We start from the raw sequence: 14,818 nt of genomic DNA, 5'->3' as shown, positions 1-14,818 counted from the left end.
CGCTTATTTTGTACTTAACTATTCAAGGTTGATGCTATTTAAGTTTAATTCGTTAGCAACAGTATGAAAATTGTCCCCAAACTCTTCGATGAGATAATGCTTTACTGGTACTTTCAAATCTACAATAGGAATCTCAGGGTAAAGCTTTTCTAAAGTAACAGCCGCAGTTGAAGCAATGCCGTATATTTTAGATAAAGTAATCCCTTCAACCGCAACTTCTAATTCAAGAGGTAAAGTTGACTGATGGTAAGTGAGTCCCTCAATTTTCATTAAGCGTTCTTTCACAAACTCGGCTTCAGTTCTATGTGGAAAGTAAATCAGCTCTGCATCATTATCTTTGACTAATGATTCCAACATATTCGCATAATAATCTAAGTTTATGCCTTTTTCTGCCACCATCCCTTGGCCAATGAAAGCGATTGGAGCCTCTTGAGAATAACAACGGCTCGTATTGAGTCGAGTCTGTAATTGCTGAAGATTATTAGTTGTGACTGGTTGTTTACTCCCCGCTAATTCAAAAAACGTAAAAAATGAAAAATTATCTCTTGGAAAGATCTTTCTAGGCGGCTTTAAACCAACAAGCTTTAGCATTACATCTCGTGAAGTTTTATTTCTAGAAACAACAAGCTCAGGCTTTATCTTGTCTTTGAACTCCCGGATGGTACCCACACCGTCATCAAACATGATTTCTTTATCTGTTGCTAGGTTGTTGAGCATCACGTTTGTACGCCATGCAGAATAATCAGCATAAAAAACAGAGTTAAACTGTAGGCTTGGATTGATTTTTTTTAGATTGTACTGGAGCTTCCAAGCCTCCCAAATCTTACTTTTTCTACCTAAGTAAAGTATGTGATCCCATTCTGATTTGTTAAGCAGTAGTTTCATTTGAGCCGCTGAGGTTAGTGACTTCTCTTCTCTTAAAACTAAAATATTATTTACTGCACTATATTGAGACTTTGCTTCTATGGCGCATAGGAGTTGAAATGGGGAAGTGACGAGAAACAGATTCATTTGATGTTCCTATAAATTAGGCCATAACGTTAGTTTCATTAAACTACGGGTTTAGTGGTTGGTTTTCAATACGGATAAGCTCAGAAACAAAGCATTACCAAACAGATAACTGTAGATGTATACTTAAAGAAAATTATGTGACGAATTCGTCCAATGCTGTCTGTTGCTCAGGCAAAACAATTTTATACCAATGGTGAAAGTATGTTAAATAACAAAACTGTATTAATTACTGGTGGCACAGGTTCATTTGGTAAACAGTTCATTAAAACAATTCTTGAGCGTTACTCTGACGTAAAAAAAATCATTATATTTTCACGCGATGAACTGAAGCAGTTTGAAATTAAGCAAAACTACCCTCAAAAAGATTACCCACAATTACGTTTCTTCATCGGTGATGTTCGTGATCGTAATCGTATGATTCAAGCTTGTGAAGGTGTGGATGTTATCATTCATGCTGCTGCTATTAAGCAAGTAGATACGGCTGAATATAACCCAACTGAATGTATCCGTACCAACATTGATGGTGCGGAAAACGTAATCAGTGCTGCACTAGCATGTAACGTAAAAGATGTTGTTGCACTTTCTACAGACAAAGCCTGTGCTCCAATCAACTTGTATGGCGCAACTAAGTTAGCCTCGGATAAGTTGTTTGCAGCTGCGAACAATATTAAAGGTTCTAAAGATATTCGTTTCAGTGTTGTTCGTTACGGGAACGTAATGGGCTCTCGTGGTTCAGTTATTCCATTCTTTATGCAGAAGAAAGAAGAAGGCTTACTGCCAATCACGCATAAAGAAATGACACGTTTTAATATTTCTCTGCAAGATGGCGTGAACATGGTGATGTACGCTCTTGAGCACCATTTAGGTGGTGAAATCTTCATCCCTAAAATTCCATCTTACAAGATTCTAGACATCGCAGAAGCTGTTGCTCCAGGTGTTCCAACTAAAGTTGTTGGTATTCGCCCAGGTGAAAAACTTCATGAAGAAATGATCACGGATACCGACTCTCTTAATACGATTGATCTTGGTCGTTACTATGCAATTCTACCTTCAGTATCTTTCACTTACACAGAAACTGAATATATGGACCATCATAAAGCAGAGAAAGTCCCTTTTGGCTTTAAATACAACTCAGGCACTAATACTGAGTGGGAAACCATTGAAGGTCTACGTGACCTAATCAAAGAACATGTTGATCCTAAATTTACAGTGTGAGTAAAAAAGTGATTCCATACGGCAAGCAAGATATCACTCAGCAAGACATCGATAGTGTAGTTGATGTCCTTAAGTCTGATTTTTTAACGCAAGGTCCACAAGTACCTGCGTTTGAAAAAGCGCTAACAGAACATACTGGATCTCAGTATGCGTTAGCAGTAAATAGTGCAACATCCGCTCTGCATATTGCTTGCCTAGCTTTGGGCTTAGGCAAGGGTGACTGGTTGTGGACAACACCAGTCACTTTTGTAGCATCTGCAAACTGTGGTCTTTACTGTGGTGCTAAAGTTGATTTCGTTGATATTGATTCGGCGACATACAACATGTGCCCTGAAAAATTAGAGCAAAAGCTAATCGCAGCTAAAGCCAATGGAACACTGCCAAAAGTTGTTGTGCCTGTTCATTTATGTGGTCAGCCTTGTGATATGGCAGCTATTGCTAAATTAGCTAAAGAATACGGCTTCAAAGTGATTGAAGACGCTTCTCATGCTATTGGTGGTAAATATCATGATCAGCCAATTGGTAACTGTGAACATTCTGATATCACCGTTTTTAGTTTTCACCCGGTGAAGATTGTGACGACAGCGGAAGGTGGCGCGGCGTTAACCAATCAGAAAGAACTGGCTGATAAGATGGCATTGTTGCGTAGTCATGGCATCACTCGTGATCCTGAACTAATGGACGGGGCTTCTCACGGTGGCTGGTACTATCAACAAGTCGATTTAGGTTTTAACTACCGAATGACAGAACTTCAAGCTGCGTTGGGTGTGACTCAAATGCAAAGACTTGATGAATTTGTTGCTGCACGTCATGTACTGTCTAAACGTTATAACCAACTGTTGTCGGAACTGCCGCTAGTGCTTCCGTATCAGTTAGGAAATACGTATTCAGGCCTACATTTATTCGTAATACGTTTGAAGCTGGATGAAATATCGTTAACACATAAGCAGGTTTTTGATGCATTACGTGAAAACGGTATTGGTGTTAATTTGCACTATATCCCAGTTCATACTCAGCCATACTACCAAGCTATGGGTTTTTCGGATGGCGACTTCCCGGAATCAGAACGCTATTACCAAGAAGCAATATCACTCCCAATGTTCCACGGTATGACCGAAGAACAACAAGATACAGTTGTTCGTGTAGTAACTGAAGTTTTGAATAAATAATAAACAGGTTAAAAAATGAAAAAAATTAAATATTGTACTAGTTGTATGTACCCAGAAACTAAACCTGATTTATGGTTCAACGAACAAGGTAAGTGTAGCGCTTGTATCAACTTTGAAGAGCGAACTGAGATTGATTGGGAAGAGCGTAAAAAAGAATTCGATAGCATAACCAATAAATATAAGTCGATTGATGGTTCTAACTACGATTGTATTATTCCGGTTAGTGGTGGTAAAGATAGTACTTACCAAGTAATCCGAGTATTACAAGCGGGTCTTAACCCATTATGTGTAACTGCTGAAACTGATTCGCTATCAGAAATAGGTCGCCGTAATCTTGAAAATCTAAAACGATTAGGCGTTGACCATGTCAATGTGACCACTAACCCTAAAATTCGTCGTAAGTTATCTCGTTTAGCATTGCGCGAAGTAGGTGATATTCAATGGGCAGAGCACGTTACAATTTTTACGATTCCTATCCAAGTTGCTGTAGAGAAGAATATCCCATTAATTATTTGGGGAGAAAACTCTCAGCATGAATACGGTGGTCCAGCCGCCGCTGCTGAAAATAATGTTTTAGATCGTCGTTGGTTAGAAGAGTTTGGTGGCATGCTAGGTATGCGTATTACTGACTTGATTGGTCAAGATGATATTACTCGACGTGATCTTATCCCATATTTTTACCCGTCAGATAGTGAATTGAAGCGAGTTGGTGTTACAGGTATTTTCCTAGGGTATTACTTCCCGTGGGATGGCTATAATAATACTCTTCTTGCTCAGGCCTACGGCTTTGAAAGTTACCCAACCCCAACAGAAGGTAGCTTTGTAAACTACGAGAACCTAGACAACTATTATCACCGAGTACATGATTATTTTAAGTACATCAAATATGGATTTGGACGCGCAACCGACCAAGCTAATAACCATATTCGTCGTGGTCGCTTAGAGCGGAATGATATTGTTAACTTCTTAAAAGAAAACGATGGTAACTACCCAGATGTTTATCTAGGTCGTACTCTTGATAGTGTCTTAGAAGAAATTGATATGTCTAAAGAAGAATTCGATGAAATTTGTGACCGATTTACGAACAAAAAACTATTCAAAACTGATCGTAAAGGTAACTTAGTGAGAGATGCCAAGGGTAACTTGACTAAACTGAATTACGACAATTAATTTACGGTTATAACTATGACTATTTCTATAGTTGATTATGGTATGGGGAATATTGGCTCAGTAACTCGAGCCATATCTGCTTGTGGTTTTAAATCTACCATTGCATCAACGGCTGAAGATATATTGCAAGCGGATAAAATTATTTTACCAGGTGTTGGTTCTTATACGAAAGCGATGGCTGAACTAAGATCTCGTGGGTTGGAAGAGGCTATTATTGAGTCGGCCGTTGAAGATGATATCCCCGTTTTAGGCATCTGCTTAGGAATGCAAATTTTATCCACGTTAGGTCATGAACATGGTGAAACCAAAGGTTTAGGTCTAATTCCGGGTGAAGTTATCCGGTTAACTCCGCAAAATGCATTAGCCCGAGTGCCACACGTAGGTTGGAATTCGGTTGAAATATTATCACCGTCTCCTTTGTTTGATGGCATCCCTTCCGGAAGTGATTTCTATTTTGTTCATAGTTATCATTATCAAGCTGATGACGCATCAAATGTTTTGGCGAGTACGGAGCATGGTGGACAGTTTACTTGTGCAGTACAGAAAGATAATATTTTTGGAATGCAGTTCCACCCAGAAAAAAGTCAGAAACTAGGGCTTAAGTTATTGCAGAACTTTTTGGAACTTTAAGTATGTTGAAGCGGCGAATTATTCCAACCATGCTGTATGCAGATTTTGGGTTGGTGAAAGGAGAGGGCTTTAATGCCTGGAGAAGAACGGGTTCTGTAATACAAACAGTTAAAATCTATAATATGCGTAATGTAGATGAGCTTGTGCTGCTTGACATCAATGCCACCAATGAAAGTCGAGAGCCTGATTATAAGCTTATCCATGACGTCGCAGATGAATGCTTTATGCCTTTTTCGGTTGGTGGTGGAATTAAAACAGTTGAACAGATTCGCAAAGTATTGCTAGCTGGAGCTGATAAAGTTGTTCTCAATACGGCAGCTTTGGAAACTCCAGAGCTGATCAGAGAGGCTTCCGAAACATTTGGTAATCAGTGCATCGTTGTCTCTCTAGATGTAAAAAAAGTGGATGGTGAATACAAGGTGTTTTCTCATTCTGGTAAAAAAGAGACAGCATACACGCTTGTAGATGCAGCGAAAATGGTTGAGTCTTATGGTGCGGGTGAGCTTTTAGTAACTCGTATTGAAATTGATGGCACGATGGCGGGCTATGATAATGAACTTCTTAAACTGGCTGTAGACAGTGTCAGTATCCCTGTTATAGGGGGAGGAGGAGCCAAAGACTATCAAGATATGCACCATGCCTTTGATCATTCTGGTGTCGATGCCTTAGCTGCCGCTGCAATATTCCATTTTACAGAACAAACTCCCAATGAAGCTAAGAGTTATCTTGCTCAGCAAGGGATCAGTGTTAGGAATTAATAATGAAAATTGCAATTATCCCTGCACGTGGTGGCAGTAAACGCATTCCTCGTAAAAACATTAAGCCTTTTCATGGTAAGCCTATGATTGCTTACTCTATTGAAGCTGCCGTTTCTTCGGGTTGCTTTGATAAGGTCATTGTTTCTACAGATGATACTGAGATCGCTGAGGTTGCTGAGCAGTATGGTGCAGAGGTACCTTTTTTACGCCCTGCTAACATATCTGATGATTATGCAACAACAATGGATGTGATGCATCACGCCATTACTTGGTGTATGGATAATGGCTGGACTGTCGATGCGGTTTGTTGTTTGTACGCGACCGCTCCTTTTGTCACACCGGAATATCTTAAACAAGGTTTCGATAAGTTAAATAAAGGCTTATTTGAGTTTGTTTTTAGTGCTGCGACTTTTCCATTTCCGATTCAAAGAGCGCTCAAAATTTCATCAGGAGGAGAGGTGTCAATGTTTTCTCCTGAAAATGAACAAGTCCGCTCTCAAGATCTAGAAGAAGCCTATCATGATGCAGGTCAGTTCTATTGGGGAAAGACCAATGCGTTTTTAGAGAAAAAAGCAATATTCGCGGATCATTCTAGTGTTGTTCTGTTACCTAGAAGTCGAGTTCAAGATATTGATACTAATGAAGATTGGGATCTGGCTGAGGCATTATACTCAGCTTTAAAATAATTAGGTTTTTATGAGAGTTATCTTTAGAGCGGACGCTTCAGTTTGGGTTGGTAGTGGTCATATCATGCGCTGTTTAGTACTTGCAGATGCATTGAAAAACCTCGGTCATTCAATCTATTTTGCATGTTTACCACAGCCAGGCGACATGACCTCATACATTGAAGAGCGTGGCTTTCAGGTAATAAAGTTAAATCTGCCTAAGGAGCCTAGTGAGCCTAAGCATGATGCCGATTATGAGGCTTGGCTGCAAAGACCAAGTTCTGAGGATGCACTAGACTTTATCCAAATGGTAGGCAGTGCTGATTTAGTGGTAACGGATCATTATGCTATTAGCAACAAGTGGCAACAGCTTGTCAGGCAATCAATGAGCTGCTTTTTAGTCGCTATTGATGACTTGGTTCGAGAGCATGATGCTGATTTAATTGTCGATCAAACTCTTGGACGTAAACCTGTTGAATACTCAGGTTCTGCTCGAGCTTTAGTGGGAAGTGAGTATGCGATATTAGCCCCAAGGTTTGCTTCATTGAGAGAGCTCGCTTACATGCGGGTACTCCCTGAAACTAGACCTAAAGTTCTCATATCTATGGGGGGAATAGACAACCCCAATGCAACTTTTAAGTCATTAAAAAGCCTTGTTGGTAAAGTCTGTGCTGATTTTACGGTGTTGCTAAGCCCTAGAGCACCACACTACCAGCAGGTTAAGTCATGGTGTGACTTACACAGTAATGTTCAACATCAAGATTTTGAAGCCGACATGGCTGGTTTGATGCTTAAACATGATGTAGCGATTGGGGCGCCTGGAACAACGAGTTGGGAGCGAGCTTGTCTTGGTCTACCTAGCATTTTGATACCATTGGCCGATAATCAAAAAACGATCTGTACTCAACTGCTTCAGCATAAAGCTATTTTGAAAGTCTCTTTGGAAGATATTGAATCCCAGCTATTAGTGACCTATCAACAGGCAATGGGTCAATGGCATGAGCTGTTTATGTCGAATCTAAAACTGTGTGATGGCTTAGGGACTCGAAGGTTAGTCTTAGAAATTCAGCAGCTTATTGAACCAAGTGATCATTCAAATCTACAGCTTGTATTTGCAACTCATGAGGACATCAAAACAGTTTATGATTGGCAATGCCACCCTAAAACTCGTGAATTTGCATTGAATACTGATATTCCTACATGGGAAGGTCACCAAAGCTGGATGAAGCGAAAGCTAGCCACAACCACTGACTTTTTTTATCTTGTTGAAGATAAGACAACAGGAAAAAAATTAGGTGTATTACGATTAGATAAAATTGAACCTAAAAATTATCTAGTATCAATCTTTGTTGCCCCTGATGCTTACGGTTTAGGAGTCGCAACTGCTGCATTAAAAATGGCTGATGTCATACATCCAGAACTGACATTACATGCCACTGTATTAGAATGTAATAAAGCTTCTCAGAAGCTGTTCAAAAAAGCGAACTATACACAGCAAAATCCTGAGACGTTTATTCGTAACCCAATTTAATGAGATTCTGATGAAAGCATATATTTCAATTGACGGTAGAAACATAGGTCCTGACTACGCTCCTTATATTATTGCTGAATTATCGGCAAATCATAATGGTGATATTAATCGTGCTTTCCAGATTATGGAAGAAGCGAAGAAGTCAGGTGCAGATGCAATTAAGCTACAAACTTATACCCATGAAACCATTACTATGGATTGCGATAGTGAAGAGTTTCAAATTCATGGTGGCTTATGGGATGGTCAGACGCTTTATAACCTTTATCAGGGTGCTCATATGCCATGGGAGTGGCATAAGCCGTTATTTGAAAAGGCAAAAGAACTTGGGATTACTATTTTTAGTTCTCCATTTGATTTTACAGCCGTCGACTTATTAGAGTCATTAGATGCCCCTGCATATAAAATAGCCTCATTTGAAGTCATTGATTTACCGTTGATTAAGCGTGTTGCTCAAACAGGTAAACCGATGATCATTTCAACAGGAATGGCTAACAAAGAAGAAATTGCAGAGGCCATAAAAACCGCTAGAGATAATGGGTGTGAAGAGTTGGTAGTACTGCATTGTGTGAGTGGTTATCCTGCGCCAGCTGACCAATATAATCTTAAGACGATTGCTGACATCGCGGAGCGGTTTGAAGTTTTATCGGGCCTTTCTGATCACACTATTGATAATGCAACTGCTGTGGCTTCTGTAACATTAGGGGCGTGTTTGATCGAAAAACACGTGACTATGGATCGTAATGGCGGCGGAGCGGATGATAGTTTTTCTCTCGAACCTCATGAGCTTACCGCGCTTTGTAAAGATACAAAAACAGCATGGCAAGCAATGGGGCAAGTCAATTACGAAAGAACGGAAGCTGAAAAAGGAAACGTAAAATTTCGTCGCTCTTTATATGTAGTAAAAGATATTAAAGAGGGTGAAGTGTTAACGGCAGATAATGTCCGTAGTATCAGACCTGGCTTTGGTTTAGCACCTAAGCATTATGATGAAGTAATAGGTAAGAAAGCTAAAAATAGCCTAACAAAGGGAACTGCTCTTAGTTTCGACATGCTTGATTTATAATAGATTGCAGATCATGTCAGGTAGCTACGATTTGAGCGACTACTTGAAGTTATAGCTACCTTAGACGTGATCGTTATTTTAAATGGTGACGTCTTTGATCCCCACCTCTTTAAATAATTCGTGTATTCGTTTTTCTCTATTTCTTTCTAGGTCTGTTAGCGTGTAGTCCTGCTCCGTATTTGGGTTTACCAAATTAAAAACAGGCATTCCTTTGTATAAAATCAAGGATGTATACTGGACTGTAGAAAGGATTCCAACCAAAGCTGACAGTTTAATCTTCTTCTCAATGAGTTCGATTTCAAGTGGCATCTGGCTATAGTGATATTCTAAATTTTTAATTTTTTTTACTTGTCGTGTAACTTCTTCAGATTCAGTTCTATGTGGAAAATAAATAATTTTCTTATTCATACTTTCTGAAAAGTGTTTAATTTCTTTTAGATAAGTCGCAATACTTTTCATTCTTTTATGACCAATTGAACCTTGACCAATAAAGCCTATTGGTGCTTCGTCATCATATAGCTCGACAGCATTATATTTTTTTTTCACTTCAGTTAGGTTGTTTTTGATCACTGAATGGTTGGGTTGTTTAATATCGAAGATAGTAAATAACTCTAAGTTTTTAGATTGTTCCAGCTGACCTATTGGTGTGCATCGTCTTATACGAATCATCAAATCCTGAATAAACCGTGGTCGAGAGTATATTAATTTGGTTCGAATTGACTCTTCATATTCATTAATAGTTAACGTCCCATCATCACAATACACTTCTTTTTCAATGACTAGGTTACGTAATATTAGCTTCGTTCGCCATGCAGAATATTCGGCATGAAAGAAATGTGACAATGGTTGATCTTTGATTATTTTTCTAACTTGATTAATGGCTTTAGGAACATGCTTGCTACGTGAGTCTCTAGGGATTTCAATAATGTGTTGCCATTTATTTCGGTCTAGCAATTTCTTTTCTTGGCTAATACCCGGCTCAGAACCCTGTTTAACAAGGAGTAGAATATTATTCTCAGTTTTATAGGCGCTTAAGGCTTCTTCTGCGCACAAGTATTGAAATGGGGAAGTGACTAGGAATAAATTCATATTATTCAGCGACCTTTGATAGAGTTTTGTGTAGTGAGCCTTGGTTGTGTTTAACAACTTCTAGACCTGATTGACTCATGGATAACCGCAATTGATCATCAGATAGTAATCTAGTGAGACTATCTGATATTTCATGGGCTTCATTTATGATAATTGCCTGTTTAGATAATAGGGTCTCTGTAATTTCTTTAAAGTTAAAGTAACTGGGACCCGTGATTATAGGAATACCAAGAGCAGCCGGTTCTAGCATATTATGACCACCAACTTTATCTCCAATTAAACTTCCTGCCATGAAACAAACATCGGAAGCTCCAATCAGCACCAACATTTCCCCCATAGTGTCGCCTAGATAAACTTGAGCTTCGTCTAGGTGAGCTTCTTGCAAGGTTCTACGAGCAACGCTTAATTTTTGGTTCCGGCAAAGTTCAAAAACGCTATTAAATCTTTCTGGATGGCGAGGTACTAAGATAAGAAGGGCATCAGTGTGCGTTTCTAGAAGAGCCTTATGAGCCGATAGTATTAGCTCATCTTCACCGTTGTGTGTGCTTGCCGCGATCCAAACCGGTCTATTTGAGCCTAATACATCCCGTAAAATTTTTCCTTTTTCAGTAACGTTGGGGGAGACTTTCACATCAAACTTTATTGATCCCGTTACAGCTAATTTATCCAGTGGGATGCCGAGTCGCTTGAATCTGTCTGCATCGGCTTGAGATTGGCAGAGTACTTTATTTAAATTTGGGTGGATTTGGTTGAATAAAGCCTGAACTTTCGCGTAATTACGGCAGGATTTTTCAGATAGACGAGCATTGACCACAATGACTGGGATGTCAGCTGTATGAACTGTATGTAAAGTATTCGGCCACAGCTCTGTTTCAAAGATTAACATCTTCTCTGGTTGTATAGCGCGGATGAAGCCTTTAACCGCAAAGCTAAAATCAATCGGCATATAGCGATGTTCTACCAGATTTCCTAGCTTTTGGATTTCCTGAGCGCCAGTGCTCGTTGTTGTTGTCACCACAATGCTTTGATCTGGGTTTTGCTCTTTTAAGGCTTTGATCAGTGGAATCGCGGCGATTGACTCTCCGACAGAAACCGCGTGAATCCACAGAGGTTTACTTTTAGCTGAGCTGAGCTGAGGGGTAATACCAAAGTGCTCTTTCCAGCGAGAACCAAACTTAGGCTTGTTTGGTTTGCTTTTATATAATCCTAAAAGAAGAAAGGGCGCCGCTAGACATAGGATAAGAGTATATATAATGCGAACAAACATATGACCTAAGACACCTCAATAACTGCAATCGATTCTAACTTTCGAATGCTATCAATGACTGAGATAGGCGTAAGCTCTGTTAAGCATTTTAAGTGTTTAAACTCACATTCACGTTTGAAGCAAGGTCGACAATCAATGTCAGTATGAACAATGTCGACATTCTTAGCCAAAGGTGGTGTGTACTTCGGTGATGTTGAACCATATACCGCTACAACGTTGCAGCCAACAGCCGCCGCAACGTGCATCAAACCTGAGTCATTACTGATAACGGTTTGGCAGGCTCCAAGCAGATCAACAGCTTCCATTAAGCTGGTTTGCCCTGCAAGTACATAGATTTGTGAATGAAACTGCTCAGGTACTTTTTGTTTTATGCCATTGCAAGTATCAACGTCTTTCTGTGAACCAAATAACCAGATGTGGCGACCTTGCTTACACATAGCATGTGCAACTTCGGCATAATGATTTTCAGGCCACTTCTTTGCCGGACCAAACTCTGCACCAGGGCATAAACCAATGATGTCAGTTGAATGAGTTAACTGGAATTTTTGTACAGTGTTCTGCTGTAATTCAGAGTCTATAGATAGGTTCGGTTTTGGAAGTGTTTCTAAGCCGCCTAACGATTCCGAGCCTACCATTTTTTCTTTAGGGTGAGCTAAAGCGACATATCGCTCAACCATGTATTGGAAAGCTTTCTTATTGGGGCGTAAATCATTTAATAGACCATAGCGCATTTCGCCTTTCCAACCAGTACGATTTGGAATATCAGCAAACCAAGGAATAAGAGCCGATTTAGCCGAGTTTGGGCAGATAAAAGCATGAGTATAGTTTTCACGCTTTAGCTGTTTACCTAAGGCTCTACGACCTAAAAAGTTAAAATCGCCGTGACCAAGTGGCATTTCAATCGCTTGGTTAACTTCAACCATGCGCTCTAAGATAGGCTTACACCATGCCGGTGCCATCACATCGATTATGCATTCCGGGTCTTGCTGCTTTAAGGTTGTGTATAGGGCTTGAGACATCACCATATCACCAACCCAAGATGGACCGATTACTAAAATCTTCTTCATCGTTTATAGCCTGCCATCCAGTTCTTTTCATTGTTATATGGTGACGCAAAACTTTTTGGGTCTTCCTGGGTGTGTAAAAACTTAAGAACCCACATGTATTGTTCTGGAGTTTTTCTTAATTCACTTTCAATGTAAGCATTCATTCTTCGAGTATCGGTATGCTCATCTGCCGTTGGGTAGTCTTCCCACGCAGGGCTAATATTGATGATGTATTTCCCGGAAGCTGCATCATAAACAGAAAATACAGGGATTATTTTTGCTCGGCTGACTTTTGATAATTTACCTAACCCCGGTAATGTTGCTTTCGGGATATTAAAGAAATCGACAAAAATACTATGTTCGCGTCCGTGGTCTTGATCTGGCAGGTAGTAGCCTAAATAATCGTCACGTACTGACTTGATAAAAGGCTTTATACCGTTATCACGTTCGTAAACTCGACCGCCATACTGCACTCGTTGACGGTGCATCAACCAGTCCATAACGGGGTTCTTTTGTCTTTTCGCCATGGCAGAAACCGGTAGGTCATGAGACGCGAGTACAACGGCTGGAATATCAATCCCCCAAGTATGGGGCACGAGTAAAATTGCCTTACTGCCACTATCTAGAGTTTCTTGTAAATGCTCCATACCATTGATCGTCGTATTAGCCTGTAGCCATTTAGCGCTTCGCAAAGTCAGATTTGCAAAACTAAGCAGAAAGGTGCCAGCAGTAATCAAGGTTTTCTCTAGAAGCTCTTTTCTTTCTTGTTCTGATTTTTCAGGAAAGCAAACAGAGATATTAACCCAAGCATTATTTATAGTTCGGCTTGGTTTGTTAATGAGCATTCTTGCTAGTTTCGTTGCAATGAATAGCTTTGCCTTATGAGGAAACAGCGCTAGTGGCAAGCCGATAAGAACAGTTAACCATGTTCCCCAAAATTTAGGGGTAAGAAAAGACCACTCAAACGTTGGGTTATAGGCGTTAGGGTCAAAATCATCGCGTTTATCTGTCATATTAACTCGATCTGGATTAGTGAATTTATCTGGTTGCTAAAGCAAGAAAGGGAAGGTTGGTATCGCTTAGAGCATATAGTTTGGAAGTACAAAAATAATATAGCCCCAAGTGACTAACTTAGGGCTGTACTTTTTAAGCTGGGTTTTGAATTGTCATGTATTCAGCAACACCCGCAGACACGGTTTTGAATTCAATATCACAACCTGCTGCACGTAATTTTGTTAGATCGGCTTGAGTAAACTCTTGGTAAGCACCTTTTAGGTGTTCAGGGAATGGAATTGTCTCAATTTCCCCTTTGCCGTGGTGCTTAATTACCGCTTTTGCGACTTCTTGGAATGATTCCGCATTACCTGTACCTAGGTTGAAAATGCCAGAAACGCCATTTTCTAAGAACCACAAATTTACGGCAGCTACGTCACCAACGTACACAAAATCACGTCTGAATGTTTCGCTACCAGCAAATAATTTAGGGTTCTCACCTGCATTCATTTGATTGTTCAAATGGAAAGCTACAGAAGCCATGCTGCCTTTATGCTCTTCTCGCGGTCCATAAACGTTGAAATAGCGGAAACCTGTGATTTGAGAAAGGGTTTCATTATGAGCAGTTGCATCTGCTTGGAAGCGGCGAACATAGTTATCAAACTGCTGTTTTGAGTAACCATAAACATTGAGTGCACCTTCGTATTCTTTTTCTTCAATGAACGTGTCGGTTTCACCGTATGTTGCCGCTGATGACGCATACAAAAATGGAATTTGTCGTTCAACACAGTAATGAAGTAGCTCTTTTGAGTATTCATAGTTGTTGAGCATCATGTATTTTCCATCCCACTCTGTTGTTGCAGAGCAAGCGCCTTCATGGAATACAGCTTCGATGTGACCGAAATCATCACCAGCCATTACCTGAGTAAGAAAATCATCACGATCCATGTAATCAGTGATATCTAGATCAACAAGGTTTTTGAATTTTTTACCATTCTTAAGGTTGTCTACCACAAGGATATCGTTATGACCTGCCTCGTTGAGTGCCTTAACAATATTGCTGCCAATCATGCCAGCACCGCCAGTTACGATGATCATAATTCTCTTACTCTTTTTGAATACAAAACTATCGCGAGTATAGCAAGTAATGAATAAAACGGGCTAGTGGAATCATGCCTTAACATTAAGTTGCAGATATGAATGTATTTTGA

14 protein-coding genes are annotated in these 14,818 nt (G+C 39.9%); 8 read left to right on the top strand and 6 right to left on the bottom strand.

Annotation, left to right across the window (positions count from 1 at the left end; translation table 11 throughout):
- Nucleotides 1-18: 18 nt before the first annotated feature.
- Nucleotides 19-1,011, bottom strand: a complete 993-nt coding sequence (locus tag F0226_RS04845; protein ID WP_171734601.1) for a hypothetical protein — start codon at nucleotides 1,009-1,011, stop codon at nucleotides 19-21.
- A 201-nt stretch (nucleotides 1,012-1,212) separates the two neighbouring features.
- Between F0226_RS04845 and pseB the strand changes: the two genes are divergently transcribed.
- The 8 genes from pseB to pseI are packed head-to-tail and all read left to right on the top strand — an operon-like array spanning nucleotide 1,213 to nucleotide 9,212.
- Complete coding sequence (gene pseB, locus F0226_RS04840; RefSeq protein ID WP_171734600.1) at nucleotides 1,213-2,226, top strand: UDP-N-acetylglucosamine 4,6-dehydratase (inverting); 1,014 nt, start codon at nucleotides 1,213-1,215, stop codon at nucleotides 2,224-2,226.
- The gene (pseC, locus tag F0226_RS04835) at nucleotides 2,223-3,395 is read left to right on the top strand and encodes a UDP-4-amino-4,6-dideoxy-N-acetyl-beta-L-altrosamine transaminase (protein WP_171734599.1); all 1,173 of its coding nucleotides are present in this window, start codon (nucleotides 2,223-2,225) and stop codon (nucleotides 3,393-3,395) included. The genes pseB and pseC overlap by 4 nt, the downstream gene beginning before the upstream one ends.
- A gap of 15 nt (nucleotides 3,396-3,410) precedes the next feature.
- Nucleotides 3,411-4,565 (top strand): N-acetyl sugar amidotransferase, encoded by a 1,155-nt coding sequence (locus F0226_RS04830; protein WP_171734598.1) that lies wholly within the window; start codon nucleotides 3,411-3,413, stop codon nucleotides 4,563-4,565.
- Between the two features lie 15 nt (nucleotides 4,566-4,580).
- On the top strand, nucleotides 4,581-5,195 hold the full coding sequence (gene hisH / locus F0226_RS04825) for an imidazole glycerol phosphate synthase subunit HisH (RefSeq protein WP_171734597.1): 615 nt from the start codon (nucleotides 4,581-4,583) through the stop codon (nucleotides 5,193-5,195).
- A gap of 2 nt (nucleotides 5,196-5,197) precedes the next feature.
- A complete protein-coding gene (locus F0226_RS04820) occupies nucleotides 5,198-5,953 on the top strand; it encodes an imidazole glycerol phosphate synthase cyclase subunit (RefSeq protein WP_171734596.1) in 756 nt (251 codons plus the stop codon).
- A gap of 2 nt (nucleotides 5,954-5,955) precedes the next feature.
- On the top strand, nucleotides 5,956-6,639 hold the full coding sequence (gene pseF, locus F0226_RS04815) for a pseudaminic acid cytidylyltransferase (RefSeq protein WP_171734595.1): 684 nt from the start codon (nucleotides 5,956-5,958) through the stop codon (nucleotides 6,637-6,639).
- A gap of 10 nt (nucleotides 6,640-6,649) precedes the next feature.
- On the top strand, nucleotides 6,650-8,149 hold the full coding sequence (gene pseG / locus F0226_RS04810) for a UDP-2,4-diacetamido-2,4,6-trideoxy-beta-L-altropyranose hydrolase (protein WP_171734594.1): 1,500 nt from the start codon (nucleotides 6,650-6,652) through the stop codon (nucleotides 8,147-8,149).
- Nucleotides 8,150-8,159: 10 nt separating this feature from the next.
- Entirely contained in the window at nucleotides 8,160-9,212 is a 1,053-nt protein-coding gene (gene pseI / locus F0226_RS04805; RefSeq protein ID WP_171734593.1) for a pseudaminic acid synthase, read from the top strand.
- A 78-nt stretch (nucleotides 9,213-9,290) separates the two neighbouring features.
- On the opposite strand, the gene F0226_RS04800 is transcribed toward pseI, so the two are convergent.
- From F0226_RS04800 to rfaD, 5 genes are all read right to left on the bottom strand, one after another.
- Nucleotides 9,291-10,301: a glycosyltransferase 52 family protein gene (locus F0226_RS04800; RefSeq protein WP_171734592.1), complete on the bottom strand. Its 1,011-nt coding sequence runs from the start codon at nucleotides 10,299-10,301 to the stop codon at nucleotides 9,291-9,293.
- 1 nt (nucleotide 10,302) lies between these two features.
- Nucleotides 10,303-11,568: a lipid IV(A) 3-deoxy-D-manno-octulosonic acid transferase gene (gene waaA / locus F0226_RS04795; protein WP_171734591.1), complete on the bottom strand. Its 1,266-nt coding sequence runs from the start codon at nucleotides 11,566-11,568 to the stop codon at nucleotides 10,303-10,305.
- A gap of 5 nt (nucleotides 11,569-11,573) precedes the next feature.
- Nucleotides 11,574-12,635 carry a lipopolysaccharide heptosyltransferase II gene (gene waaF, locus F0226_RS04790; RefSeq protein WP_171734590.1) on the bottom strand — a complete coding sequence of 354 codons (1,062 nt, stop codon included), beginning with the start codon at nucleotides 12,633-12,635 and terminating at the stop codon, nucleotides 11,574-11,576.
- Nucleotides 12,632-13,627, bottom strand: a complete 996-nt coding sequence (gene lpxM / locus F0226_RS04785; RefSeq protein ID WP_171734589.1) for a lauroyl-Kdo(2)-lipid IV(A) myristoyltransferase — start codon at nucleotides 13,625-13,627, stop codon at nucleotides 12,632-12,634. The genes waaF and lpxM overlap by 4 nt, the downstream gene beginning before the upstream one ends.
- A gap of 133 nt (nucleotides 13,628-13,760) precedes the next feature.
- On the bottom strand, nucleotides 13,761-14,705 hold the full coding sequence (gene rfaD / locus F0226_RS04780) for an ADP-glyceromanno-heptose 6-epimerase (protein ID WP_171734588.1): 945 nt from the start codon (nucleotides 14,703-14,705) through the stop codon (nucleotides 13,761-13,763).
- Between the last annotated feature and the right edge of the window lie 113 nt (nucleotides 14,706-14,818).

This window comes from Vibrio sp. 99-70-13A1 (assembly GCF_013114625.1).
Lineage (GTDB): Bacteria > Pseudomonadota > Gammaproteobacteria > Enterobacterales > Vibrionaceae > Vibrio.
The sequence above is the reverse complement of the archived record's forward strand: the minus strand, read 5'-3'. Positions and strand labels throughout refer to the sequence as shown.

What these genes read in the sequence shown, in the direction of transcription:
- F0226_RS04845 (WP_171734601.1), bottom strand. Translation starts at nt 1,011, where the DNA reads ATGAATCTGTTTCTCGTCACTTCCCCATTTCAACTCCTATGCGCCATA.
- pseB (WP_171734600.1), top strand. Translation starts at nt 1,213, where the DNA reads ATGTTAAATAACAAAACTGTATTAATTACTGGTGGCACAGGTTCATTT.
- F0226_RS04830 (WP_171734598.1), top strand. Translation starts at nt 3,411, where the DNA reads ATGAAAAAAATTAAATATTGTACTAGTTGTATGTACCCAGAAACTAAA.
- hisH (WP_171734597.1), top strand. Translation starts at nt 4,581, where the DNA reads ATGACTATTTCTATAGTTGATTATGGTATGGGGAATATTGGCTCAGTA.
- F0226_RS04820 (WP_171734596.1), top strand. Translation starts at nt 5,198, where the DNA reads ATGTTGAAGCGGCGAATTATTCCAACCATGCTGTATGCAGATTTTGGG.
- pseF (WP_171734595.1), top strand. Translation starts at nt 5,956, where the DNA reads ATGAAAATTGCAATTATCCCTGCACGTGGTGGCAGTAAACGCATTCCT.
- pseG (WP_171734594.1), top strand. Translation starts at nt 6,650, where the DNA reads ATGAGAGTTATCTTTAGAGCGGACGCTTCAGTTTGGGTTGGTAGTGGT.
- pseI (WP_171734593.1), top strand. Translation starts at nt 8,160, where the DNA reads ATGAAAGCATATATTTCAATTGACGGTAGAAACATAGGTCCTGACTAC.
- F0226_RS04800 (WP_171734592.1), bottom strand. Translation starts at nt 10,301, where the DNA reads ATGAATTTATTCCTAGTCACTTCCCCATTTCAATACTTGTGCGCAGAA.
- waaA (WP_171734591.1), bottom strand. Translation starts at nt 11,568, where the DNA reads ATGTTTGTTCGCATTATATATACTCTTATCCTATGTCTAGCGGCGCCC.
- waaF (WP_171734590.1), bottom strand. Translation starts at nt 12,635, where the DNA reads ATGAAGAAGATTTTAGTAATCGGTCCATCTTGGGTTGGTGATATGGTG.
- lpxM (WP_171734589.1), bottom strand. Translation starts at nt 13,627, where the DNA reads ATGACAGATAAACGCGATGATTTTGACCCTAACGCCTATAACCCAACG.
- rfaD (WP_171734588.1), bottom strand. Translation starts at nt 14,705, where the DNA reads ATGATCATCGTAACTGGCGGTGCTGGCATGATTGGCAGCAATATTGTT.